Origin of the sequence: Autumnicola tepida (assembly GCF_031846485.1) — a bacterium.
In the GTDB taxonomy this organism is placed as follows: domain Bacteria; phylum Bacteroidota; class Bacteroidia; order Flavobacteriales; family Flavobacteriaceae; genus Autumnicola; species Autumnicola tepida.
In genome coordinates this window covers 1-23,932 of the sequence record NZ_JAVRHQ010000009.1, presented here as the reverse complement: position 1 = coordinate 23,932, position 23,932 = coordinate 1, and the positions used below count along the sequence as shown (strand labels likewise).

The following is a 23,932-nucleotide window of genomic DNA, read 5'->3' as shown; positions in this document are numbered from 1 at the left end:
CTATTGTTGGTTTAAGTAATCCATGGCTAACTGCGACATCGCTTTAACTCCTAATATCAATCCACTTTCGTCAATATAGAAATCAGGAGTATGGTGCGGTGCCGCTTTGGTAGAATTTAAGGGTTTTCCGCCGAGGAAAAAATATAATCCGGGAACTTTTTCCTGGAAAAATGAAAAATCTTCCCCGCCCGTGGTGGCCTTTACTAATTTCACATTTTCGTTGCCGGCAGCTTTTTGCAGGCTTGGCAGCATTTTTTCAGTCAGTTGCGGGTCATTATAAGTGATGGAGGTATTGTTCTGAATTTCTATTGTGGCTTTTGCTCCGTAAGCTTCGGCAAGGGCAGGAACCATTTCTTTCATCCTTCTTAAAATAAGTTCCTTGTTTTCGGGATCTAATGTCCTTACGGTACCAATCATCTCCACTGTTTCAGGAATAATATTAAACCGCACGCCACCGGAAATTTTTCCCACGGTTATTACTGCTGCCGCATCGGTAAGCCTGGCTTCCCGGCTGATGATGGTTTGCAGCCCGTCTATAATTTTAGCTGAAATCATTATTGGGTCCACTCCAGCCCAGGGTTGGGAGCCGTGAGTTTGCTTGCCCTGTACATTAATTACAAAGCGTTCCACTGCAGCCATAATGCCTTCAGGCTTATAGGTAATGGTACCAACAGGAACTTCAGAATCTATATGAAGGCCAAAAATGGCATCCACATCAGGATTTTTAAGAACCCCTTCCTTTATCATTAAAGCAGCGCCACCTTCTTCTCCCGGTGGCGGCCCTTCTTCCGCCGGCTGAAAAATAAATTTAACCGTGCCGTTGATTTTATCTTTATGGTTAGAAAGTACTTCGGCAACTCCCATTAAAATGGCGGTATGTGTATCGTGGCCGCAGGCGTGCATCACCCCGGTTTCGGAACCCAGGAATTGTGTGGTAACTTCAGATTTAAACGGCAGGTCGTTTCTTTCGGTAACCGGAAGGGCATCAATATCGGCACGAAGCGCCACTGTTTTTCCTTCATTTTCGCCTTTTAGTATTCCCACCACTCCCGTTTTTGCCACGCCGGTTTCCACTTCCAGCCCCAGGCGGTTGAGGTGGGCCGCGATTTTTTCAGCAGTTTTAAATTCCCGGTTGGAAAGTTCGGGGTGCTGGTGGATGTCCCGCCGCCATTCAATTACCTTGTCTTCAATTGCCGAGATGTCTTTATCTAAATTGGTCTGGGCATTTGCTGTAATTCCGGCGAGGATGCCGAAAAGGAAGAAATACTGTTTCATTAAGTTGAGTTTTTTTTAAAATAGAGGCTAATACCTGCTTTTTCCGTAACCTGGGAAAGGCATGCAAAAAGCGCTTTGCTCAAGATATTCAAAAAATGTTTCCAAACATAATCCCGGCTCCAGGAATTGTTGGTAAGAAGCTCCTGCAGGTTTTTATAACCATGTTTTTTTAATTAAATTCACGCCCTAAAAGAGGAGGGAAAATTGGAATCTTATTTAGCTGAATTAAACGATGCGCAGCGGGCGCCGGTGCTGCAAAAAGATGGTGCAATGATAGTTATTGCCGGGGCAGGATCTGGTAAAACCCGGGTGCTTACCTACAGGATCGCTTACCTGATGAGCCAGGGTGTGGATCCTTTTAATATTCTTTCGCTCACCTTTACCAATAAGGCGGCGCGTGAAATGAAGAACAGGATTTCCAAAATTGTGGGTAGCAGTGAGGCCAAAAATTTGTGGATGGGGACCTTCCATTCTATTTTTGCAAAAATCCTTCGTTTTGAAGCCGATAAGCTGGGATACCCTTCCAATTTTACCATTTACGACACCCAGGATTCCCAAAGTGTTATAAGGGCGGTTATTAAAGATATGCGCCTGGACAAGGATGTTTATAAATACAAGCAGGTTTACAACCGTATTTCTTCATTTAAGAACAGCCTTATCACGGTTAAGGCCTATTTTCAGAATCCCGAATTGCAGGAAGCCGATGCCATGTCTAAAAAGCCAAGAATGGGGGAAATTTACCAGGCTTATGTGGAACGCTGCTTTAAGGCCGGCGCCATGGATTTTGATGATTTACTGCTAAAGACCAATGAACTTTTAAACCGGTTTCCTGAAGTACTTCAGAAATACCAGAACAGGTTTAGGTATATTCTGGTAGATGAGTACCAGGATACCAACCACTCCCAGTACCTTATTGTAAAGGCGCTTTCAGATAAATTCCAGAATATTTGTGTGGTGGGTGACGATGCGCAGAGTATTTATGCTTTCCGCGGAGCGAATATCAACAACATTCTTAACTTTCAGAAAGATTATGACGATGTGCATATGTATCGCCTGGAGCAGAATTACCGTTCTACCAAAAACATTGTAAACGCGGCCAACTCGATAATTGATAAAAACAAGACCAAACTTGAAAAAGTGGTGTGGACTGATAATGACGAAGGTCCTAAAATTGTGGTAAACCGCCTGCTTACCGATGGGGAAGAAGGGAGGTTTGTGGCAAGTTCTATTTTTGAGACCAAGATGCAACAGCAGTTGCCAAACAGCGATTTCGCCATTTTGTACCGTACCAACGCCCAGAGCCGGGCAATGGAAGACGCTTTACGCAAAAGGGATATTCCCTACAGGATTTACGGCGGACTTTCTTTTTACCAGCGGAAGGAGATTAAAGATGTGCTGTCTTACCTGCGATTGCTCATTAATCCAAAGGATGAGGAAGCCCTGAAAAGGGTTATTAATTATCCTGCCCGCGGAATTGGCCAAACTACAATGGACAGGCTTAGCATTGCCGCAAACCAATACGGTAAATCAATTTACGAAGTAATTGACAACCTGGACCATCTAAACCTGAAGATAAATAGCAGCACGCGCAATAAGCTCCAGAATTTTGTGAATATGATCAAGAGCTTCACAATTTTGAGCCAGAATGCCGATGCCTTTATAGTGGCCGATACGGTTACCAAGAAGACCGGGCTTGTCCAGGAGCTGAAGAAAGATGGTACCCCTGAAGGGATTGCCAGAATTGAAAATATCGAGGAGCTTCTTAACGGGATTCGCGATTTTGTGGAAGGGCAGAAGGAACTTGCCGATTCTACAGGTTCTTTAGCTGAATTTCTTGAAGATGTGGCCCTGGCTACCGATATGGACAAAGATACTTCAGATGAAGACCGGGTGGCATTAATGACCATTCACCTGGCAAAGGGACTGGAATTCCCTTATGTATATATCGTTGGCCTGGAAGAAGATCTCTTTCCTTCAGCAATGAGCATGAATACCCGAAGCGAGCTGGAGGAAGAGCGCAGGTTGTTCTATGTGGCCCTTACCCGTGCCGAGACCCAGGCGTATCTTACCTACACCCAAAGCCGCTACCGCTGGGGAAAACTTGTAGATGCCGAGCCCAGCAGATTTATAGAAGAAATAGACGATCAGTTCCTGGATTATATGATTCCGCAGGATGATTATAAATACAAACCGCTTATCGATACCGATATTTTTGGGGAAGTTGATAAAAGCAAGTTAAGGCAAACAAAACCCAAAAATGGCACTCCGCCTCCCGCGCATAAACCTACCGAGCAGCAACTTCAAAAACTGAGAAAATTAAAGCCTGCCTCGGCAGAGCCTGTAAAAGCAACAAAGTCTGTAGACCTCTCTGCCGGGAATGAAGTGGAGCATATGCGCTTTGGAAAAGGAAAGGTGCTAAAAATAGAAGGAGTGGGGCAGGACCAGAAAGCAGAGATAGATTTTGAGAACGGAGGCCTGAAAAAACTACTGCTTAGATTTGCAAAACTTAAGGTGCTTTCATAACAGTTTTTTTTGAGTTAAACTTCTGTTATAGAGGCTTTTTATCTCTTTCTTTATTTTTATATTCAAAATAAAAAATGATAAAGGAGGGCACTAAAGTAAAATGGAACTGGGGAAATGGTGAAGGTGTGGGCAAAGTAAAATCTGCTTTTGCCAATACGGTTACTCGAAAAATAAAAGGGAACGAAGTGACCCGGCATGGAGAAGAAGATAATAGAGCCTTGTATATAATGCAGGAAGATGGGGATCATGTGCTGAAGCTGGAAAGTGAAGTGGAGAAGGCGTAACTTCAGGAGAAAAATTTTATATAGCACTTATTCATATTCTTAAAATTCGATCTATGGCGGAATTACTGAAAATCTACAATGAAAATCCTGAACAAAACAAGATACAAAAGGTCATTAATACCTTAAGAAACGGTGGACTGGTAATTTATCCCACAGATACGGTCTATGGTTTGGGATGCGACATTACCAACACCTCTGCCCTGGAGAAAATTGCCCAAATTAAAGGAGTGAAGCTGGAAAAGGCAAATTTCTCCTTTATTTGTGAAGATTTGAGCAATCTTTCCGACTATGTGAAACAAATCGATACTGCCACTTTTAAAATTTTAAAGCGTTGCCTTCCGGGGCCATATACTTTTGTATTGCCGGGGAATAATAATTTGCCAAGCGTTTTTAAAAAGAAAAAAACTGTTGGTATTCGTGTTCCGGATAATAATATTTGTAAAGCTCTGGTATCTGGTTTAGGGAATCCTATTGTTTCAACTTCAATAAAAGATGATGATGAGGTCCTGGAATATACCACAGATCCTGAACTTATTAAAGAAAAATGGGATAATCTGGTGGATATCGTAATAGATGGAGGCTACGGGAATAATATTCCTTCCACGGTTATTGACCTTACCACTGCTACGCCGGAAGTAATCCGTGAAGGCAAAGGCAGCGTGGAGATTATGTAAGGTTAATCATTATAAACGAAAAAATAAGAAAGCCTCCCGGAATTCCGGAAGGCTTTCTTATTTTCTAAGCTGCAGTATTATACTTAATCTACAATACTTCCAATAACGGAAACAAAAGCTTCATGAACTTCCTGTTGTGTCAGGATGTGACCTTGTTTATGTGCGTTATGGGCAAGTTCATAACCCTGGCGTGCTGCTTCCAATCTCTGAAGAGGAGTTCCATGGTGCCCACTGCTGGAAAATCCACAGTCCCCAATCTGGAAGTATAGATCAAAAAATTCTTCTACTCTTTTCCAGTTATAGGTGGCGCCTCTTTTATGAGTCATATAATAGGCAGCCATAAAATCAGCTTCAAGCTCTGTATATCTTGTATCTGCAGCAGGATCTTGTGCTGCACCGTAAGGATACCAGTCGGCATAATTTAAAAACTGGATCTCATGTGCCCATTCGTGGGCAAGAATTCCTGTCCATACAATACCTTCATCTATACCAGTTTCCGACAACCATGTTGGCAATCCATCGCCAATAACAATTGTTCGGTTAGTGGATGCAAATCCGTCAGTAGCAAAATAAGGGTTCTCCGGTAAGTTAGGAGAACTTTCATTTAGCTCCAGGATAATATCAGCCTGTGCATATGCTTGTTCTGTGGTAAGAGGTACAAAAACGCCGTTAACTCTGAAACCATAAAAATTTTCAAAAACTTCAGCAATTTTATCTCTGTCGTTCAAGGTTGCGGTGTGTTGTCCGTTAACACGAATTTCCACTGGCATATCCCAGAATTTAACCAGTTCCCGTTGTCTTTTTATCATCAGTTTGGTGTAATCTCCTTCTGCACCAAAATACTGATCGCCATCTGCAAGATAATAGCTGTAGTAGTAATTAAGGTCGGAATATATCCCGTTGTTGGCCAAAGCCACAGGGTCATTAATTATATCCGTAATATACTTGTTTTGAACAATGGTAAGTTCCGTTGTGCTACATTCTGAAGGTGCTACGGCATTACGAAATAAAACCCCCAGATTTTCACTTGTTTCAGGTACTGCAGTTTTGCTTCCCTGAGGGATAAGTTCCGGAAAACCTATCTTATTCTCTAAAGATTGTGTTGTGGGATTGTTCCCAATTTCTTCCACTGTATCCTGTTCACAGGAAACTGTTGCTACTCCAAGAGATAAAGCCAATAGAGCTACCTTAATCTTTGTACTTTTCATTCAATATTTTTTTATGGTTAAAATTTTAATAAGCCAAATATATAATTTGAACTTTATCAGGAGGAGGAAATATTGTTAAAATTATTAACGTTTTTACAATTATTATGAATGATATAAGGCAGAATCTATTTTTGGTTGAATTTTATTCAAGAAAAACCCCGCTCGCTGGCGGGGTTTAAAATCTTTCCTGATGAAGATTTATTCCTGAGAAGCCTGGTTAGCTTCTTTCATTCCTTCTTCAATCATTCCGTAGAACTGATCAAGTTTAGGAAGAACGACAATACGTGTTCTTCTGTTCTTGGCACGTCCTTCTGCGGTATCGTTTGATGCAATAGGCACATAATCACTTCTACCAGCAGCGGTCATACGTTTTGGCTCAACACCAAATTCGTCTTGCAGAATTCTTACTACAGAAGTAGCTCTTTTCACACTAAGGTCCCAGTTGTCTTCAAGACAATTTGTGCTAATAGGATTACTGTCAGTATGACCTTCAACCATAAAGTCGATGTCCGGTTTGTTTTTAACAACAGTAGCTACTTTTCCAAGAACTTCTTTAGCTCTTTCTGTCACGTTGTATCGCCCGCTTTCGAAAAGAAGCTTGTCTGAAATAGAAACGTACACCACTCCTTTTTCAACATTAATTTCAATATCCTCATCACTAATATTACCCAAAGCACCTTTAAGGCTGGTAACCAAAGCAAGAGTTACAGAATCTTTTTTGTTGATGGCATCACGCATGGTCTTAATAGCCATGTCTTTTTCTTTAATACTTTCCAGGGAACGCTCAAGGTTTTCAGCCTCTTTTTTAGATAAAGTGGCAAGGTCTCCAACGTTATTTAGTAACGCAGCATTTGTGTTGTTTAAAGTTGTGATTTGCCTGTTCAGATTTTCTTTATCTTCCAGACAGGAGTTTAGTTTTACGGTTGCTGTGTTTAACTGGTCCTGGGTTTCTTGTTGCTTGGCTTCCAATTCAGCGTATTTTTTTTGGGAAACGCATGAAGAAAGCACAATAGCGGCGGTTGCCGACAAAAGCATGATTTTTTTCATAATTCGATAATATTATTAATGTTAGATGATGCCAAAAGTATCAAAAAAAAGCTAAGCTAAAAAGTAGATTTAACATTTCTTTGGCGTTAATCTGCTAATTCTGTAAATTTTCTTTTACCTGCTAAGAAATAGGAAGATACGATAGATTTGATCCTGAAATATCCCGCCCCCGCAGGAGGATTTTTTCTCTTGCTTTTTATGGCTGAAAAATGGCTGTAGAAATCCATGTGTGCCTGGAAAACTGCAAAGAAATGGTTAAATTTTCCCTGCCCTAGAAAGCGTAGTGCGGCAACGCCGTCCAATAGCATTCTCATCAATAGAACCGGGATAAGCTTTGATGAAGGCAAATTTTTAAGCAGGAGGTAAAGGTTGTTCCTGAAATTATAGAAAGTCTTACGCGGATTTATACTGCTTAAAGTCGCCCCGCCAACATGAAAGATGGCCGATTTTCCGGCATATTTTATTTTGTACCCCATATTATTCAACCTCCAGCAGAGGTCTATTTCTTCCTGGTGGGCGAAAAAATCTTCGTCAAATCCGCGTGCCTTTATAAATAGCTTGTTCCTTATGGCCAAACAGGCGCCGCTGGCCCAGAAAATCTCAGCGTCATCATTGTACTGGCCATGGTCTTCTTCAATCTCCTCAAAAATTCTTCCGCGGCAAAAGGCATAACCATACTTATCTATATATCCGCCCGCAGCACCGGCATACTCAAAGTGCTTCTTACGGTTATAGTCTAAAATTTTTGGCTGCACAGCTGCCACTTCTGGTTCATTTTTAAAAATTTCCAGCATTGGCTTAATCCAGTCCCGGGTTACCTCAATATCACTGTTTAGCAGGATGAGGATTTCTTCTTCCAGCCCCATCAAGGCATCGTTATATCCTTTGGCATAACCGCCATTCTGTTTATTCTGAATAATTGCTACATCAGGAAAATTTTGCTGTAGAAAATTCACCGAACCATCAGTAGAGGCATTATCTGCCACGTATATATTAGCCTCGCGGGAATGCGCAATCACGGAAGGAAGAAACTTTTTAAGAAGCGCTTTTCCGTTCCAGTTTAAAATTACTACAGCTGTGGTCATTGGTTAGTTTTGGGTTGTTCTTTTTGTTTTGGTTGCGTGTTTCCTGTTGTCTTTTCTCTTTTTCTAATTTCGAAAGTCTAAGGTCTGTTTCTAAAAGCGGGAATTTCAGGCAGGAATTTATATTTTTCATTCTGGTAATCCATCTGGCAAAAATAATGCTGGATGCCGTTGGTGACCATTAAGTAATTCGCGTTTAGGCTCATATTGTACCTGGCAATCTGGTCAAAAGTTCCCTGTGTGATCTTAATATTTGGAGCTTTGCATTCCACTACCAAATGAATACTGCCGTCATTTTTAAAAACCACGACATCATAGCGTTTGGTAAGCTCACCAATTTTCAGTTGTTTTTCAACATTTATCAGACTTTCCGGATAATGTTTTTCTTCAGAAATAAACCGTACGCAATTTTGCCTTACCCATTCTTCCGGGGTAAGGATGACGAACTTTTTCCGCAGTTTGTCAAAAACAGCTGTTTTATTTTGATTATTTTTGAAGCGGAATTTATAATGCGGGAAATTGAGTGCTTGCATGTGCCAAAAATAAGAAAGAATAGAAAATTCTGCCTTAAAAACTACAGATTTAAAGACCCTGATTTACCTGATGGAAGAAGCAAGACAAATTGTAAACAATATTAAAAACGGTAAAATTGATCCTATATATTTCTTAATGGGGGAAGAACCCTATTATATAGACAAAATTGCTGATTTTATTGCTGAAAATGTCCTGAAAGAGGAAGAGAAGGGGTTTAATCAGATGACCCTGTACGGGCGCGATGTATCAGTAGAGGATATTGTGAGCAACGCGAAAAGATATCCCATGATGGCTGAACGGCAGGTGATAATTGTAAAAGAGGCACAGGATCTTTCCCGTACTATTGAAAATATAGTAGATTATGCCGAAAAGCCCCAGCACACCACCACGCTTGTGATGTGCTATAAATATAAAAAAATAGACAAGCGCAAGAAACTGTACAAAGCCGTGAAAAAAACGGGGGTAATTTTTGAAAGTAAGCGGCTTTATGAAAACCAGGTTTCGGGATGGATCCAGGATACTTTAAAATCCAGGGAATACAGTATTTCTCCCAAAGCTGCACAAATGCTCGTTGAATTTTTAGGCATAGATCTGGGCAAAATCGATAATGAGCTTCAGAAACTTCAACTGATTTCGCCCAAAGGAACTGTTATTACGCCGGAATTAATTGAGGAAAATATCGGCATCAGCAAGGATTTTAATAATTTCGAGTTGCGAAAAGCAATAGGGATGAGGGATTCCCTTAAGGCGCACCGTATTATCAATTATTTTGCGCAAAATCCAAAGGATAATCCAATAGTGGTGATCATCTCGCTGTTATTTTCCTATTTCTCCCAATTGCTGCAGTATCATGGCCTTCCTGATAAATCCAAAGGCAATGTTGCGAAACAATTAAAGGTGAATCCTTATTTTGTTGGCGATTATGTAACCGGGGCTAAAAATTATCCCATGAAAAAAGTGAGCGCCGTCATCGCTATGCTGCATGAAACCGATGTAAAAAGCAAAGGAGTGGGTGCGGTTAGTATCTCCCAGGGGGATTTGCTAAAGGAACTTCTCGTAAAAATAATGCATTAATCCATGAAAAAAGTAAGCTCCTGGATAAGTGCCGCAAGATTAAGGACGTTGCCCTTATCTCTTTCCGGAATTTTAGCAGGTACAGCCATAGCCGTGGAAAAAGGATTTTTTAATATTGGGATATTTTGTCTTGCCCTGGGAACCACTTTAGGCCTACAGGTTTTATCCAACTTTGCCAACGATTACGGAGATGGCGTAAAGGGCACAGATAATGAAGACCGGGTAGGGCCAATGCGGGCGCTCCAAAGCGGAATTATTAGCCAGAAGGAGATGCTTATTGGCATTATAATTACAACGGTAATAACGTTAATTCTCGCCCTGCTGCTTATATATGCTGCTTTTGGAACTGAAAATTTTGTTTTTGCGCTGATTTTCTTTTTCCTTGGCCTGGGAGCGATTGCGGCGGCTATAAAGTACACCGTTGGAAATTCGGCTTATGGCTATCGCGGACTGGGGGATATTTTTGTTTTTATATTTTTTGGCCTGGTTGCGGTTTACGGATCCTATTTTCTTTACGCTCATATTTGGGACTGGAAAGTGATACTTCCTGCCGCGGCTTTCGGTTTTCTTAGCGCAGGAGTGCTAAACCTCAACAATATGCGGGACAGGATATCCGATGAAAAGTCGGGTAAAAATACCCTGGTGGTAAAAATAGGGGGTGCCAGAGCAAAGAAGTATCATTACTTTCTCATTCTGGCCGCTTTTGTCTGCCTCTCTGCCTATACCGCCTTTTCTTTTGAGAATTATACAGATTTACTGTATCTGCTGGCATTTATACCACTAATTTTTCATCTGAAAAGGGTATATCAAAATACTACTCCCATGATGCTTGATCCAGAGCTTAAAATCCTGTCCCTTTCAACTTTTGCAGCTGCGCTTCTCTTCGGAATAGGCCAGGTGCTTTAATACCATCTAAGTTTAACAAAATTATATATTATGCTAATCCGGGCTTCTTTATGCTTATCCTTATTTTTATAACCTAACCTGAAAATTTTAATTATGAAGATTACTTTTTACGGACAAAATGCCCTGGGCCTTAAGATAGGAGATGTAGATGTGCTGGTAGATCCTTTTATTTCAGGAAACGATCTGGCTAAAGATAAAATTGATATAAAAGATCTGAAGGCAGATTTTATCCTGCTTACACACGCGCACCAGGACCATACCCTGGATGCTGAAGAAATAGCCAAAAATACAGGCGCGGTAATCGTTGCTAATTTCGAAATTGCCAACCATTACGAAGAAAAAGGCATAGAAGTTCACCCGATGAATCACGGGGGGAGCTGGGATTTCGAATTCGGAAAGGTAAAATATGTAAATGCTATCCATACCAGTTCTTTTCCCGATGGAAAATACGGCGGCCAGTCAGGAGGTTTTGTGATAGAAAGTGAGCATAAGAACATTTATATTGCCGGCGATACTGCTCTGACGATGGATATGAAACTGATCCCAATGAGTACCAAACTTGATCTTGCCGTGCTGCCTATAGGTGATAATTTTACCATGGGAGTTGATGATGCTATAGTAGCCAGTGATTTTGTAGAATGTGATAAGGTTCTTGGCTGCCACTATGATACTTTTGGATATATTGAAATTGACCATGAAGAGGCCAAAAAGAAATTCTATGAAAAAGGAAAGGACCTGATGCTGCTGGAAATTGGCGAAAGTATAGAACTATGATTTATATCAGAATGTTGGATAATTAGAATAGTTAGATTAGTAAGCATCTTATAAATATGCACAGGTTCAAAGAGCTGGAAATTTGGAAAAAGAGCCGGAGCTTTTGTAAAGATATTTATAAGGTCACTGAAGATTCCTGAAGGAGAAAAGTTTGGGCTCGTAAACCAGCTAAGAAGGGCAGGTGTTTCTATACCTTCAAATATTGCAGAAGGTGCTTGCCGAGAATCAGCAAAAGATTTCAGTAGATTCTAAGGAATTGCAATAGGGGCTTGTTATGAGATAGAAACCCAGATTCTTATTGCAAATGATTTGTATTTTTTGAGTAAAAAGATCTAATGGATTTACAGTTTAAATTGGAAGCAATTATAAAAATGATTTCAAAATTTCGTTCTGCTATAAAAAATTGGAATAACAGCTAAGGCGTCTAATAATCTTCGAACCCTAACATCTAATTTGTCAATGATTGCAGAATACAAAAAGTACATCCTCAATTTTAAACGCCCCAGCGGAACTTCGCGGGGCGTTCTTACTACTAAGGAAACGTGGTTTCTAAAAATTTCCGAAGGAGATAAAAAAGGCATTGGCGAATGTGGAATTCTGCGCGGGCTGAGCGTGGATGACCGGCCGGATTATGAGGAAAAGCTAAAATGGGCTTGCGAAAACATCAATTTTGGAGAAGAGAAGCTCATGGAAGAATTACAGGAATTTCCCAGCATACAGTTTGGTTTGGAAATGGCTTTTCGCTCTTTTAATGCAGAAAATTCCTTTGAGCTATTTCCTTCAGAATTTACAGCAGGAAAAGATGCCATCCCTATAAACGGCCTCATCTGGATGGGGGAGAAAAGTTTCATGAAATCCCAGATTGAAGAAAAAATTGAAGCAGGTTTTAGTTGTATTAAACTAAAGATAGGGGCGATTGATTTTGAAGCTGAACTTGATCTTCTGAAATTTATCCGGCAGGAATTCACTTCCGCAGAAATAGAACTAAGAGTAGACGCCAATGGAGCTTTTGCTCCTGCTGAAGCCCTGGAAAAACTCGAAAAGCTGAGTGAATTTGAAATTCATAGTATAGAACAACCTATTAAACAGGGGCAACCGGAGGAAATGGCAAATCTCTGTGATAAAACTCCTTTGCCAATTGCTTTGGATGAAGAATTGATTGGCGTTTTTGATGTAACAAAAAAGCGGGAATTACTACAAATCATAAAGCCACAGTACGTGATTTTTAAGCCCAGCCTAATTGGGGGGTATAGAGGTACACAGGAGTGGCTCACTTTAGCGGAAGAAAATAATACAGGCTGGTGGATAACCAGTGCTTTGGAAAGTAACATTGGGTTAAATGCTATCTCCCAGTGGACCTATACCAGGCAAAACAGAATGCCACAGGGGCTGGGGACTGGAAGTCTCTACACAAACAATTTCGATTCTCCGCTGGAGGTAAAAAAAGGGAAAATTCAATATAATCCGGAGAAATCCTGGAAGGTTAATTTATTATAAAAAATGTTTATAGCTCAGGCATCCAAGTACACTCAATCTTTTTGGAAATATTTGGTTATTCCCATTTTGTTCTTTGGCCTTATGGCACTTAATTATGTGGCAGTGGAATTCCTTGAAATTGACATGAATCAGTTTATGCAGGAAGAAATTGCACGTAAAGGCGCCAACCGTGTTCTGGCCGAGAATCTTAGTGCATTTGTGTTGTTTCTTGGCGGACTTCTTTTTTGGGTAAAATATATCCATCGGCAACCCATACGTGCGTTAACAACTTCCCGTAAAAAAGTGGACTGGGGCAGGTTTGGATTCGCTTTTATTTTGGTGGCTGTTGTAAACACTATTATTATTGTTGCCGATTATTACAGTAATCCCAATGATTATCTCTATAATTTCAGGCCGGAGCCATTTCTTTATCTGGTAATTATTTCGGTTCTGCTTATTCCATTACAAACGAGTTTCGAAGAATACTTTTTTCGCGGATACCTTATGCAGGGGCTGGGGCTATTGGGAAAAAACCGGTGGGTACCGCTTATTTTAACTTCTGTAATTTTCGGTGGCTTGCATTACTTTAATCCAGAAGTTACCAAATTGGGAAATATCATCATGATCTATTATATAGGAACAGGATTTATGCTGGGAATTATAACGCTTATGGACGAAGGCCTGGAGCTGGCACTGGGTTTTCATGCTGCCAACAACCTGATCACCGCTTTACTGGTTACTGCCGACTGGACGGCTTTCCAAACCGATTCTATTCTAAAAGATGTTTCTGAACCTTCAGCAGGTTGGGATGTGCTAATTCCCATATTTGTGATTTACCCGGTTTTTCTTTTTATACTGGCGAAAAAGTATGGCTGGAAAAACTGGAAAAATAAATTATTCGGAAAAGTCGTACCATCAAATACTTAAAACTTTCTAAAAAACCTTAAAACTATCCTAGCTATTTGTTAACTTCCAATAATCAAAAGAATTCTATTTTGGTTTTGGCTATGACGGAAAAATACAGGATACCGGAAACGCACCCCGATTTCAGGCTTAATAAGCAGCATTTTACCAATGCTGAACTCCGGCAGGTGGCTTATAGTTTTATAAAAGAAGGAGAGGCTTTTGAAGAAAAACTGGGAAGCTTTTTGCTGGACTGGCTTAAACCTTCTGCCTATGTAATTAGCAAAACTTCAGGTTCTACGGGCAAGCCAAAGGAAATCAGGCTCAAAAAAGAGCATATGATAAATTCTGCACTGGCTACTTCAAAATTTTTTGACCTTCCGGAGAAAACAACCGCCCTGCTATGCCTTCCCGCAAATTACATTGCCGGTAAAATGATGTTAGTGCGGGCGATGGTGCTGGGCTGGCAATTGGACATTATTCCTCCTTCCTCCACTCCGCTGGATCAGGTTTTTAAACGATATGATTTTTGTGCCATGACTCCCTTTCAGCTAGATAATTCTGTGGGACGACTTCACCTAATAAAAAAGCTTATTGTGGGTGGGGGAGCAGTTTCCTTTAGGATTAAAGACATGGTAAGGGATCTTGAAACCAAGGTTTATGAAACTTATGGGATGACAGAAACGGTTACGCACATAGCCGCCCGAAGGCTCAATCCCGTCAAAAGAAAAGACGAAGAAAGGGCATTTAAAGTTTTGCCTAATATCAATATTTCTAAGGATAAGAGGGGTTGTCTGGTGATTAAAGCTCCCAAACTTTCAGATGAAGTGGTGGTGACCAATGATATTGTGGATATTCTCACTTACAAAAAGTTTCAATGGAAAGGTAGGATTGATAATGTTATTAATTCAGGAGGTATTAAAATTTATCCTGAAGAGGTGGAGAAGAAAATAAGCTCCGTAATCCATCAGCGGTTTTTTATTACTTCCCTTCCGGACGATGCTTTGGGAGATAAAGTCGTGCTCTTTGTGGAAAATGATTTTTCCGAAGAATTGCTGGAATCTTTGACACAAAATATAAAGGCCTTGGATACTCTCGATAAATATGAAGTTCCGAAGAAAATATATCTCATCGAGAAATTTGAAGAAACTTCTTCAGGAAAAATCCACCGGGAGAATACGGTTAAAAGCAGGAGGTTATCCGGAAAAGAAAATCAGCCTGAACAATAAGAAACCATTTTTAAGAAGTGGAGTTCTTCTTTAACAATGCAAAAATTCTAGCTGTTGCCTCTCCAGTATAAATTGAAATGAAAGCCTGTTATTCATAAAACCTAGAGTTGATATAAAATTCCAGGTCATTAACTTCAATATCTTCTTTATCTAAAGGCTGCTGCATTTTTTGCCAGTTTTCGGTAGGCAGGATCCTTTTTTCTTCTCCTTTGATAAAGACGTCAACAGGCATTTTAAAATTTTGCACATCGGCCTTCCAGCGGTAAGAAAAAGTATTACCGTCTCTTTTAAACTGAAGCTCAGGAATCCCTTTTTCCCTTAAATACTGATCAAATACCGGCTGAAGGTTGGTGGCAATAGGTTCATTAAAAAAATCTTCTACCTGTTGGGTGGTGACAGTCTGGTGCTTAAAAGTTTCAGTATATTCCCTTAAAGTATTCCACCACAGCTCATCGTTTTTATAAATGCTCCTGATGGTATTTAAGAGGTTGGCGCCCTTAAAGTACATATCTCCCGAACCTTCAGCGTTCACACCGTAATCTCCAATTATAGGGCTTTGGTTTCCAATGTTCCTTCTAAGGCCTTTAATGTATTTTAAGCCGGCTTCTTTCCCTTTCTGGCATTCAACGTAAATTCCTTCGGTATAAGTGGTAAAGCCTTCATGAATCCACATATCGGCAATGTCTTTTGCAGTAATGCTATTCCCATACCATTCGTGCCCGGTCTCGTGGATAATAATGTAGTCCCAGCTAAGCCCCAGGCCGGTGCCGGAGAGGTCATTGCCTAAATACCCTTTCATGTATTTGTTCCCATAGGCCACGGCACTCTGGTGTTCCATTCCCAGGTAGGGAGTTTCCACAAGTTTATAGCTATCTTCCGGAAAAGGGTAGGGCCCCATTTTTTCATAAAAGCAATCCATCATGGGGTGAACTTCCTCAAATTGGTTCTTTGCCTTCTCAAGGTTATACTCAAGCACGTAATAATCTAGGTCCAGGGCTTTATATTCATCATGAAAATGGGCGTACTTTCCAATATTCAGGATCACATCGTAGTTGTTAATAGGATTTGTAACCTTCCATTTCCAACGCGTATAACCGTCATTTAAATCTTCGCTGCCCAGCAACCTGCCGTTGGAAACATTGGTGAGGCCGGTGGGGACTTCAATTTCGCTTAAAACCTCTTCAGGTTCGTCACTCTGGTGATCTTTGTTGGGATACCATAAACTGGCGCCGGTGCCCTGTACGGCAACTGCAATCCAGGGATTGCCATTCTTATCCTGTGTCCAAACAAATCCGCCATCCCAGGGCGCACGCTCTGCAACTATGGGATTGCCCGAATAGTAGAACCTGATGGAATCTTTTTTTCCTTTGCTAAGTGCTTTCTTAAAATTGATAAAAACCGCATTGTATTTGCGTTCGTAGTTAAGCTTTTTGCCTTTATGGATAATAGAATCGATTTTCATATTTTCAAAAAGGTCTACCTGCATTACCGGCAGTTTTTCTTCAGCTTTAAAAGTAATAGTATTGGAACCCGAAATAAATTTTTTCTCGGGTACAACCCTTAGTTTAAGGTGGTATTTTAACGCGTCGTAAGCGCGCTCTTTTCTAAGGGAACCTCTTAGCGTATCAGCTTCTGTATATTTGCCTTCTTTATTGCTTAGCACCTGGGAATAAGCGTGCAGACCGAAGCAAAGCAGACTGATTGTTACAAAAATCTTCATATTTTCAATATTATAATATTTTCTTTTTGCCGCGATACCCTTAATTAAGAACTAAGTTCTTTGCCATTTCTTTGGCGAATCGGCAGTATTAAATACTCCCCGTATGATAATCAGATCTTCTTTTTCCGAAAGACTGAAATGAACCATGTAAGGGAATTTTTTTAGAGGAAGACACCGTACTTTGTCATATCGGATCTGATAGTAAGGATTAATTCTTATGCTATTGAAAGTTGTTCTTACTTCTGCATAAAATAAGCGGCCAAGGCCTTGTTGCTGTTTATTGTACCAATTAATTCCTTCCTGAATATCATTAATGACTTCTGGTTCTATCTTAATGAGGAATTCACTCATTAAATTTGAAATTTTCCTGCACATTTTCCCATTCCAAAAGACGTTCGGGATTCTGCTGGGATTGTTCTATTCTTTTTCTTACTGTAGATTTGTGCTCTTCAGAAGGGGGTATGCTCTCCTTGGAAATTTCAAAACCTAACTGCTCCACTAGTTCCAGAAAAAAACGCAGCTTCTTATCGGGAATTTTAAGGGTTACTTCTCTCATTTTAGCAGTGTTAAAAGTTGAATTTTTTTACATGGATAAAGATATTAATTTGAGGCTTGAAAATTTGTCTTTCTGACTCATGTTTGGATCACGCCCATGTTAAAATCTTTCTGAATGGGAGCATGATTGGCGGCTTCAATCCCCATGGAGATCCATTTTCTGGTTTCCAGCGGATTTACTACCGCGTCTGTCCACAACCTTGCGGCCGCGTAATAGGCTGAAGTCTGCTCGTCGTATTTAGCTTTGAGTTTCTCAAAAACCTCCTTCTCTTTTTCTTCATCTACTTTTTCGCCCTTTTTTGCCATCGAGGCAGTTTCGATCTGGGCCAGCACTTTTGCTGCCTGTGTGCCGCCCATTACCGCAAGTTCTGCACTTGGCCAGGCAAATATCAGCCGGGGGTCGTAAGCTTTTCCGCACATGGCATAATTTCCAGCGCCGTAGGAATTGCCAATTATCACGGTAAATTTCGGCACTACAGAATTGCTAACCGCATTAACCATCTTAGCTCCGTCTTTAATAATTCCCCCATGCTCGCTTTTGCTGCCCACCATAAAACCTGTAACATCCTGAAGGAACACCAGCGGAATTTTTTTCTGGTTGCAGTTGGCGATAAACCTTGTGGCTTTGTCGGCAGAGTCGGAATAGATCACGCCGCCAAACTGCATCTCGCCTTTTTTTGTCTTTACAATTTTACGCTGGTTGGCAACAATTCCCACAGCCCAACCGTCAATCCTGGCATAACCGGTGATAATTGTCTGGCCGTAACCTGCTTTGTATTCTTCAAATTCAGAATTATCGACCATCCGCTTTATAATCTCCATCATATTGTACTGGTCGCTGCGTTTTTTAGGCAAAATTCCGAAGATCTCATTTTCATCTTCTTTAGGCTTTATAGCCTTTTTCCGATTATAACCGGCTTTATCAAAATTTCCAATCTTATCCATGATGTTTTGGATTTTCTCCAGTGCATCTGCGTCATTTTTAGCTTTATAATCGGTAACGCCGCTAATTTCAGAATGAGTGGTGGCACCGCCAAGGGTTTCGTTGTCCACACTTTCCCCAATGGCCGCTTTTACCAGGTAACTTCCAGCCAGGAAAATGCTGCCGGTTTTTTCAACAATCAGCGCTTCATCGCTCATAATTGGCAAATACGCGCCCCCGGCAACGCAACTTCCCATTACGGCCGCTATCTGGGTAATTCCCATGCTGCTCATTACCGCGTTGTTCCTAAAAATCCTTCCGAAGTGTTCTTTATCGGGGAAAATTTCATCCTGCATAGGCAAATAAACCCCTGCGCTGTCTACAAGATAAATAATAGGCAATCGATTTTCTATGGCAATTTCCTGCGCCCGTAGATTTTTCTTGCCGGTTATGGGGAACCAGGCACCTGCTTTAACAGTGGCGTCGTTGGCTACAACAATACATTGTTTGCCCGAAACATAGCCAATTTTTACAATTACCCCGCCACTGGGGCAGCCGCCGTGCTCTTTGTACATGCCTTCGCCCGCTAAGGCCCCAATTTCAATACTTTCCCGGCCTTCATCCAACAGGAATTCTATCCTTTCCCGGGCGGCCATTTTGCCTTTCTCGTGGTGCTTTTTTATTCTTTTCTCTCCGCCGCCCTGCTTAACTTGTTTTAATTTGTGGTTCAGGTCAGCAACCAGAAGTTTATTATGGTCTTCATTTTTATTGAAGTTGATATTCATCGTTCTCTTGTATTTTTAAACTTTTTAAAGTGAAGCCAAAAAATATTGGTATATCTTTAAGACACTTTCAGGAAAAACTCCCTTAAATTGGTTTTTAGCTAAAATACAAAATCAAGTCTATTGTAAAATTTAAAAGCAGAATTATATACCTGCGCATTTTATTTAAACTGGAAAAATATGGGAATGAATAAAAATACCATCTTCGGGTGGGCTTCATTCGTCCTGTTCATTATAGGGGCAGCAGTCATTTTATTGGGAGTATTGAAATACCTGGAATATGCCATAGGATTTTCAGTAGTAGGAATAGGATTTTTCGCAATTTCATGGGCTTTTAACGCATTAAAAGGCAGAGTTTAATATGGCTTCAGAAAAAGAGGTAAAGAAACAACTGGTCAAACATTTACAGGGAGGGGAAGCTTACCTTTCCCTGGGAAAGTTTTTAGATGAAATCCCCTTTGAAGAAATCGGGAAACGTCCCGCTTCACTGCCATATTCTTTTTATGAGCTGTTTTACCATATTCATTATGCTCAAAAAGATATAGTTGAATATTGCACTGCAGATTCTTATAAAAGTGCAAACTGGCCAGACGATTACTGGCCGGAAAAGCCATCTCCCGAGACCGAGGAAGAATGGGAAGACCTCAAAGCCGATTATTTTGACTGCCGGAAGGATTTTGAAGATTTTGTTATGGATAACAAAAACAAGTTGATGCATCCGGTAAAGAATAGCACAGAACACAGCCTGTTAAGGGAGCTGATGCTGGTAATAGAACATACTTCTTACCATACGGGCCAGTTAATTGTTATTCTTAGGTTGCTGGGCTTGCACAAAAGCTGATATTTAACCGCACAATAATTTTTTCTGACTTAATTTTAGGATATTTGCATAACTTCTGAAGGAGCCGATCGTGGCTTTTCAGAATATTTATATCATTAAAATTCTAAAATATGGCAGATGATAAAAAGGTGATTTTCTCCATGTCCGGGGTCACCAAAACTTATAAAAACGCGAATACGCCTGTTCTTAAGAATATCTACCTCAGTTTCTTCTACGGGGCTAAGATCGGGATTTTGGGGCTTAACGGTTCCGGTAAATCCACCCTGCTGCGTATTATTGCCGGGGAAGACAGCAATTACCAGGGCGATGTGGTATTCTCCCCGGGTTACAGCGTAGGCTACCTTGAACAGGAGCCTAAACTTGACGACGAAAAAACGGTTTTAGAAGTGGTTAAGGAAGGTGTGGCAGAAACCGTTGCGGTTCTTGATGAGTACAACAAGATTAACGATATGTTCGGTTTGCCTGAAGTTTATGAAGATGCCGATAAGATGCAGAAGCTAATGGATAAGCAGGCAGAACTTCAGGATAAAATTGATGCCAGCAACGCCTGGGAGCTGGATACCAAGCTTGAAATTGCAATGGATGCCCTGCGAACTCCAGATGCCGAAAAGAAAATAGGGGTGCTTTCCGGAGGGGAAAGAAGACGGGTTGCACTATGCCGGTTGTTATTGCAGGAGCCGGATATTTTGCTTCTGGATGAGCCTACCAACCACCTGGACGCCGAATCTGTTCACTGGCTGGAACACCATCTTGCGCAATACAAGGGAACAGTGATCGCGGTGACTCACGACCGTTATTTTCTGGACAATGTTGCCGGATGGATTTTAGAACTGGACCGCGGGGAAGGCATTCCATGGAAAGGCAATTATTCTTCCTGGCTGGACCAGAAATCCAAACGCCTGGCGCAGGAACAAAAACAGGCCAGTAAACGTCAGAAAACCCTGGAACGGGAGCTGGAATGGGCAAAGATGAATCCTAAAGGAAGGCAGGCCAAGCAGAAGGCACGTTTAAATAATTACGATAAACTGCTTAGCCAGGACCAGAAGCAGGTAGATGAAAAACTTGAAATCTATATTCCTAATGGCCCAAGGCTGGGAACAAACGTGATTGAGGCTAATGGGGTAAGTAAAGCTTTTGGAGATAAACTGCTTTATGAAGATCTTAATTTTAAACTTCCGCAGGCGGGAATCGTGGGGGTTATCGGGCCTAATGGAGCTGGTAAAACCACTATTTTCAAGATGATAATGGGAGAGGAGCAGCCCGATAAAGGTAATTTTGAAGTAGGGGAAACCGCGAAAATAGCTTATGTAGACCAGAGCCATGCCGATATTGATCCTGAGAAAACCATTTGGCAGAACTTCAGCGATGAGCAGGAACTGGTAATGATGGGTGGCCGGCAGGTAAATTCCAGAGCCTATCTTAGCCGGTTTAATTTCAGCGGAAGTGAGCAGAACAAGAAGGTAAACATGCTTTCGGGCGGGGAACGCAACAGGCTGCACCTGGCCATGACGCTGAAAGAGGAAGGAAACGTACTGCTTTTGGATGAGCCTTCCAACGACCTGGATGTAAACACGCTTCGGGCCCTGGAAGAAGGTCTGGAGAATTTTGCCGGGTGCGCGGTGGTTATTTCTCACGACCGCTGGTTCCTGGACAGGGTGTGCACCCATATTCTCGCTTTTGAAGGAGATTCGCAGGTGTACTTCTTTGAAGGAGGCTTTTCAGATTATGAAGAAAATAAGAAAAAACGCCTTGGCGGAGACGTGATGCCAAAACGGATAAAATACAAGAAACTGGTAAGGTAAAACCTAAGCCATTATCAAAAAAAAGGAGTTGAACTCATTCTGTTCAACTCCTTTTTTAATTTTGTCTACAGTCTACAGTCTACAGTCTACAGTCTACAGTCTACAGTTTACAGTCTCATTTCTTTTCAGGCATTGGCCCTCTAAGGTGAATAATTAACCCATTTAGGAAATTCCGCAGAAACTGATCTCCGCATTCCACATACTTGGGATGGTTTTCATTTCTGAAAATTGCGCCCAGTTCGCTTTTGGTGACTTTAAAATCTACGAGTGCGCAAATTTGCACAATATCGTCATCGCGTAATTTATGAGCCACCCTCAATTTTTTGAAAATATCATTGTTTGTTAATGCCATAGCTGCAAAAATAAGTTATTCCTTTTCAAAAGTATCGGTTTTTAATCCAAGTTTTTTCGCCAGAGACATTATTACCTCACAGTCCCTTTCATTAGAAATAGCATTTTGCGCATCTGCAAGCAGCGCGGCAGCTTCTTTATCTATTACATCATAATAACAGGAATGACTGGCTTTTTGGGATTTTAGGTACATGAACATAATTGTTAGTTTTTGAACCAGGATAACATCATGTTTGCAATACGATCTTATAGAAGCAAGAACATTATACATAAGCCTTTCAAAGTTAATGGTAGAAAGTTTTATATACACTTTTTTATCTTTTGAAATCATGCTTTCATCCCGCTTTAACATGCGAAGGGCAAAAAGTTCGGTGAGATAATCAATTCCATTTAAAGCGGTACCCGGGTCATTAATACCAGGAGACATTGCTTTTACAATAATTTCAGTAATTTGCTTAAAGGCAAGGGCGTAATTATCTGCCACCAACTCGCCACGGGCAAAATTAAAATTGTCCAGAATTTCATCTATAGTTTCTTTATCCAGTTCTTTCCTGGATTTGAATACCGGGATTCCCTGTAGCACAAAAATTCCTTTTACGGGCAGGATGTAAACCTGGGTGTTTTCTCTTTCACAAATATGCCTGATATTCTTCAGGGCTACATTTTGAAAATATCCAGTTTTTTCGGTATGGTATTCATGCCAGCCTGAAGTATCCGGAAATTCCTCAAGTTCCCCATCTTCAGCCTCAATGAGATATTTCAGCCGTTTTTCGGAAAGTTTAAAGATTTTATCCAGGATGTTATTGATCTGGATATTTTGCGAAATGTTATGGATGAAATAAATAAAAGCGCAGATACAAATCACGGTAAACAAAATTCCTAATAACACCGAGAAGCCGGGAATCTGGTATTTGTCTCCTGTAGGCTGAATAGAAAAGAGAATAAAAATGCAATACAGGATAGTAAAGAGGTAAATTCCCAGGATTATCTGGTGATTTTTATCAGAAATAAGTCCGGGCAATAACCTGGGACTGTAGTTACTGGATGCCTGGTTTAATAAAACCATTACCATGGAAAAACTAAAAACCATCATAGAAATTAAACCTGTTATGAAAGAACTCAACAGGGTAAGGGCGGTATTGCCATTATCTACCACCAGCACCGGAATGGTTTCCAGGAGATATTTGGATATACCCCTGTCTTCAAGGTACATCATAAAAAATGCGAAATTGAAGCCCAGAGCAGCCAGTACAGTAGGATAAAAGGCTATTTTGCTTTGTACAGAATTTAAAAAAGAGAATATTTTATTAAACAGGTGCTCCATGGAATCATTTCTTGTTAAATATAGGAAACTTCACGTCTATAACCATTAAAAACATTTTAATGACAATATGGCGCTAATATTAAGAATTTAAGCGACATATTGTCTGAAATCCGGTTTGGAATTTGAATTGCTATATACCTTGTGAAAACAAAAAATAATAACCTTAAAATATTTGAAGCTATGAGTTTAATCAAAAGAAACGAGGCCAACTGGCTGCCATCAGTTTTTGACGATATGTTTAAAACTGATTGGTTAGGTGGAACTACAAATGTAAACAGTATTGGAACCACAATTCCGGCTGTAAATATTCAGGAAACCGATGAGGCTTTTTCTGTGGAAGTAGCTGCGCCTGGTAAGAAGAAAGATGATTTTAATATTGAATTGGAAAATGATGTCTTGACTATTTCTTCCGAAGAGAAAAAAGAAAACGAAACTTCTGATAAAAACGGAAGGTTTACCAGGAAAGAATTTAGCTATACCACTTTTAAAAGGGCGTTTAGCTTGCCCGATTCTGTAGACAGCGAGCAAATTTCTGCCAGCTATAATGATGGCGTGTTACAAATTGCATTGCCTAAAAGGGAAGAAGCTAAGGTTCAGCCTAAACGCCTTATCGAAATTGCCTGATAAACTGGTTTTAGTTTACAAA

25 protein-coding genes are annotated in these 23,932 nt (G+C 40.7%); 14 read left to right on the top strand and 11 right to left on the bottom strand.

Translation table 11 applies throughout. The features are described 5' to 3' along the window. A complete protein-coding gene (locus RM553_RS08925; protein WP_311534574.1) occupies nucleotides 1-1,275 on the bottom strand; it encodes an amidohydrolase in 1,275 nt (424 codons plus the stop codon). A gap of 204 nt (nucleotides 1,276-1,479) precedes the next feature. Here RM553_RS08925 and RM553_RS08920 point away from each other — a divergent pair, with 204 nt between their 5' ends. The 3 genes from RM553_RS08920 (at nucleotide 1,480) to RM553_RS08910 (ending at nucleotide 4,756) form a co-directional block, all read left to right on the top strand. Beyond that, nucleotides 1,480-3,798 (top strand): ATP-dependent helicase, encoded by a 2,319-nt coding sequence (locus tag RM553_RS08920; protein WP_311534573.1) that lies wholly within the window; start codon nucleotides 1,480-1,482, stop codon nucleotides 3,796-3,798. A 74-nt stretch (nucleotides 3,799-3,872) separates the two neighbouring features. Continuing rightward, entirely contained in the window at nucleotides 3,873-4,082 is a 210-nt protein-coding gene (locus tag RM553_RS08915; RefSeq protein WP_311534572.1) for a hypervirulence associated TUDOR domain-containing protein, read from the top strand. A gap of 53 nt (nucleotides 4,083-4,135) precedes the next feature. Beyond that, a complete protein-coding gene (locus RM553_RS08910; RefSeq protein ID WP_311534571.1) occupies nucleotides 4,136-4,756 on the top strand; it encodes an L-threonylcarbamoyladenylate synthase in 621 nt (206 codons plus the stop codon). Between the two features lie 83 nt (nucleotides 4,757-4,839). Here RM553_RS08910 and RM553_RS08905 read toward each other — a convergent pair whose 3' ends face one another. From RM553_RS08905 to RM553_RS08890, 4 genes are all read right to left on the bottom strand, one after another. Beyond that, nucleotides 4,840-5,964 (bottom strand): hypothetical protein, encoded by a 1,125-nt coding sequence (locus tag RM553_RS08905; protein ID WP_311534570.1) that lies wholly within the window; start codon nucleotides 5,962-5,964, stop codon nucleotides 4,840-4,842. A gap of 198 nt (nucleotides 5,965-6,162) precedes the next feature. Continuing rightward, nucleotides 6,163-7,011, bottom strand: coding sequence for an OmpA/MotB family protein (locus RM553_RS08900; protein WP_311534569.1), 849 nt, complete (start codon nucleotides 7,009-7,011; stop codon nucleotides 6,163-6,165). A gap of 86 nt (nucleotides 7,012-7,097) precedes the next feature. Then, nucleotides 7,098-8,096, bottom strand: a complete 999-nt coding sequence (locus tag RM553_RS08895) for a glycosyltransferase family 2 protein (protein ID WP_311534568.1) — start codon at nucleotides 8,094-8,096, stop codon at nucleotides 7,098-7,100. 77 nt (nucleotides 8,097-8,173) lie between these two features. Beyond that, nucleotides 8,174-8,626, bottom strand: coding sequence for a type I restriction enzyme HsdR N-terminal domain-containing protein (locus RM553_RS08890; RefSeq protein ID WP_311534567.1), 453 nt, complete (start codon nucleotides 8,624-8,626; stop codon nucleotides 8,174-8,176). Nucleotides 8,627-8,696: 70 nt separating this feature from the next. Between RM553_RS08890 and holA the strand changes: the two genes are divergently transcribed. The 7 genes from holA to RM553_RS08855 all read left to right on the top strand — a co-directional run bounded on the left by holA (nucleotide 8,697) and on the right by RM553_RS08855 (nucleotide 14,989). Beyond that, the gene (gene holA, locus RM553_RS08885; RefSeq protein ID WP_311534566.1) at nucleotides 8,697-9,701 is read left to right on the top strand and encodes a DNA polymerase III subunit delta; all 1,005 of its coding nucleotides are present in this window, start codon (nucleotides 8,697-8,699) and stop codon (nucleotides 9,699-9,701) included. A gap of 3 nt (nucleotides 9,702-9,704) precedes the next feature. Further along, complete coding sequence (gene menA / locus RM553_RS08880) at nucleotides 9,705-10,607, top strand: 1,4-dihydroxy-2-naphthoate octaprenyltransferase (RefSeq protein WP_311534565.1); 903 nt, start codon at nucleotides 9,705-9,707, stop codon at nucleotides 10,605-10,607. Between the two features lie 93 nt (nucleotides 10,608-10,700). After that, complete coding sequence (locus tag RM553_RS08875) at nucleotides 10,701-11,381, top strand: metal-dependent hydrolase (RefSeq protein ID WP_311534564.1); 681 nt, start codon at nucleotides 10,701-10,703, stop codon at nucleotides 11,379-11,381. A 54-nt stretch (nucleotides 11,382-11,435) separates the two neighbouring features. Beyond that, a complete protein-coding gene (locus RM553_RS08870) occupies nucleotides 11,436-11,633 on the top strand; it encodes a four helix bundle protein (protein WP_311534683.1) in 198 nt (65 codons plus the stop codon). A 207-nt stretch (nucleotides 11,634-11,840) separates the two neighbouring features. After that, entirely contained in the window at nucleotides 11,841-12,878 is a 1,038-nt protein-coding gene (locus RM553_RS08865) for an o-succinylbenzoate synthase (RefSeq protein ID WP_311534563.1), read from the top strand. Nucleotides 12,879-12,881: 3 nt separating this feature from the next. Beyond that, nucleotides 12,882-13,784: a CPBP family intramembrane glutamic endopeptidase gene (locus tag RM553_RS08860; protein WP_311534562.1), complete on the top strand. Its 903-nt coding sequence runs from the start codon at nucleotides 12,882-12,884 to the stop codon at nucleotides 13,782-13,784. An 80-nt stretch (nucleotides 13,785-13,864) separates the two neighbouring features. Further along, a complete protein-coding gene (locus tag RM553_RS08855; RefSeq protein WP_311534682.1) occupies nucleotides 13,865-14,989 on the top strand; it encodes an AMP-binding protein in 1,125 nt (374 codons plus the stop codon). A gap of 88 nt (nucleotides 14,990-15,077) precedes the next feature. Here the strand turns inward: RM553_RS08855 and RM553_RS08850 are convergent, their stop codons facing one another. The 4 genes from RM553_RS08850 to RM553_RS08835 all read right to left on the bottom strand — a co-directional run bounded on the left by RM553_RS08850 (nucleotide 15,078) and on the right by RM553_RS08835 (nucleotide 18,971). Next, complete coding sequence (locus RM553_RS08850; RefSeq protein WP_311534561.1) at nucleotides 15,078-16,709, bottom strand: M1 family metallopeptidase; 1,632 nt, start codon at nucleotides 16,707-16,709, stop codon at nucleotides 15,078-15,080. Between the two features lie 51 nt (nucleotides 16,710-16,760). Next, the gene (locus RM553_RS08845; RefSeq protein ID WP_311534560.1) at nucleotides 16,761-17,060 is read right to left on the bottom strand and encodes a hypothetical protein; all 300 of its coding nucleotides are present in this window, start codon (nucleotides 17,058-17,060) and stop codon (nucleotides 16,761-16,763) included. Next, nucleotides 17,053-17,265, bottom strand: coding sequence for a hypothetical protein (locus RM553_RS08840; protein ID WP_311534559.1), 213 nt, complete (start codon nucleotides 17,263-17,265; stop codon nucleotides 17,053-17,055). Before RM553_RS08840 ends, RM553_RS08845 begins: the two co-directional genes overlap by 8 nt. A gap of 77 nt (nucleotides 17,266-17,342) precedes the next feature. Beyond that, nucleotides 17,343-18,971, bottom strand: a complete 1,629-nt coding sequence (locus RM553_RS08835; RefSeq protein ID WP_311534558.1) for an acyl-CoA carboxylase subunit beta — start codon at nucleotides 18,969-18,971, stop codon at nucleotides 17,343-17,345. 177 nt (nucleotides 18,972-19,148) lie between these two features. Between RM553_RS08835 and RM553_RS08830 the strand changes: the two genes are divergently transcribed. The 3 genes from RM553_RS08830 to ettA all read left to right on the top strand — a co-directional run bounded on the left by RM553_RS08830 (nucleotide 19,149) and on the right by ettA (nucleotide 21,611). Continuing rightward, nucleotides 19,149-19,328, top strand: a complete 180-nt coding sequence (locus tag RM553_RS08830; protein WP_311534557.1) for a CAL67264 family membrane protein — start codon at nucleotides 19,149-19,151, stop codon at nucleotides 19,326-19,328. A gap of 1 nt (nucleotide 19,329) precedes the next feature. After that, on the top strand, nucleotides 19,330-19,809 hold the full coding sequence (locus tag RM553_RS08825; RefSeq protein ID WP_311534556.1) for a DinB family protein: 480 nt from the start codon (nucleotides 19,330-19,332) through the stop codon (nucleotides 19,807-19,809). 110 nt (nucleotides 19,810-19,919) lie between these two features. After that, nucleotides 19,920-21,611, top strand: a complete 1,692-nt coding sequence (ettA, locus tag RM553_RS08820; RefSeq protein WP_311534555.1) for an energy-dependent translational throttle protein EttA — start codon at nucleotides 19,920-19,922, stop codon at nucleotides 21,609-21,611. Nucleotides 21,612-21,726: 115 nt separating this feature from the next. Here the strand turns inward: ettA and RM553_RS08815 are convergent, their stop codons facing one another. Continuing rightward, nucleotides 21,727-21,963, bottom strand: coding sequence for a DUF1456 family protein (locus RM553_RS08815; protein ID WP_311534554.1), 237 nt, complete (start codon nucleotides 21,961-21,963; stop codon nucleotides 21,727-21,729). Between the two features lie 15 nt (nucleotides 21,964-21,978). After that, nucleotides 21,979-23,286 carry a DUF2254 domain-containing protein gene (locus RM553_RS08810; protein ID WP_311534553.1) on the bottom strand — a complete coding sequence of 436 codons (1,308 nt, stop codon included), beginning with the start codon at nucleotides 23,284-23,286 and terminating at the stop codon, nucleotides 21,979-21,981. Between the two features lie 180 nt (nucleotides 23,287-23,466). Here RM553_RS08810 and RM553_RS08805 point away from each other — a divergent pair, with 180 nt between their 5' ends. After that, complete coding sequence (locus tag RM553_RS08805) at nucleotides 23,467-23,910, top strand: Hsp20/alpha crystallin family protein (protein WP_311534552.1); 444 nt, start codon at nucleotides 23,467-23,469, stop codon at nucleotides 23,908-23,910. Nucleotides 23,911-23,932 lie beyond the last annotated feature (22 nt).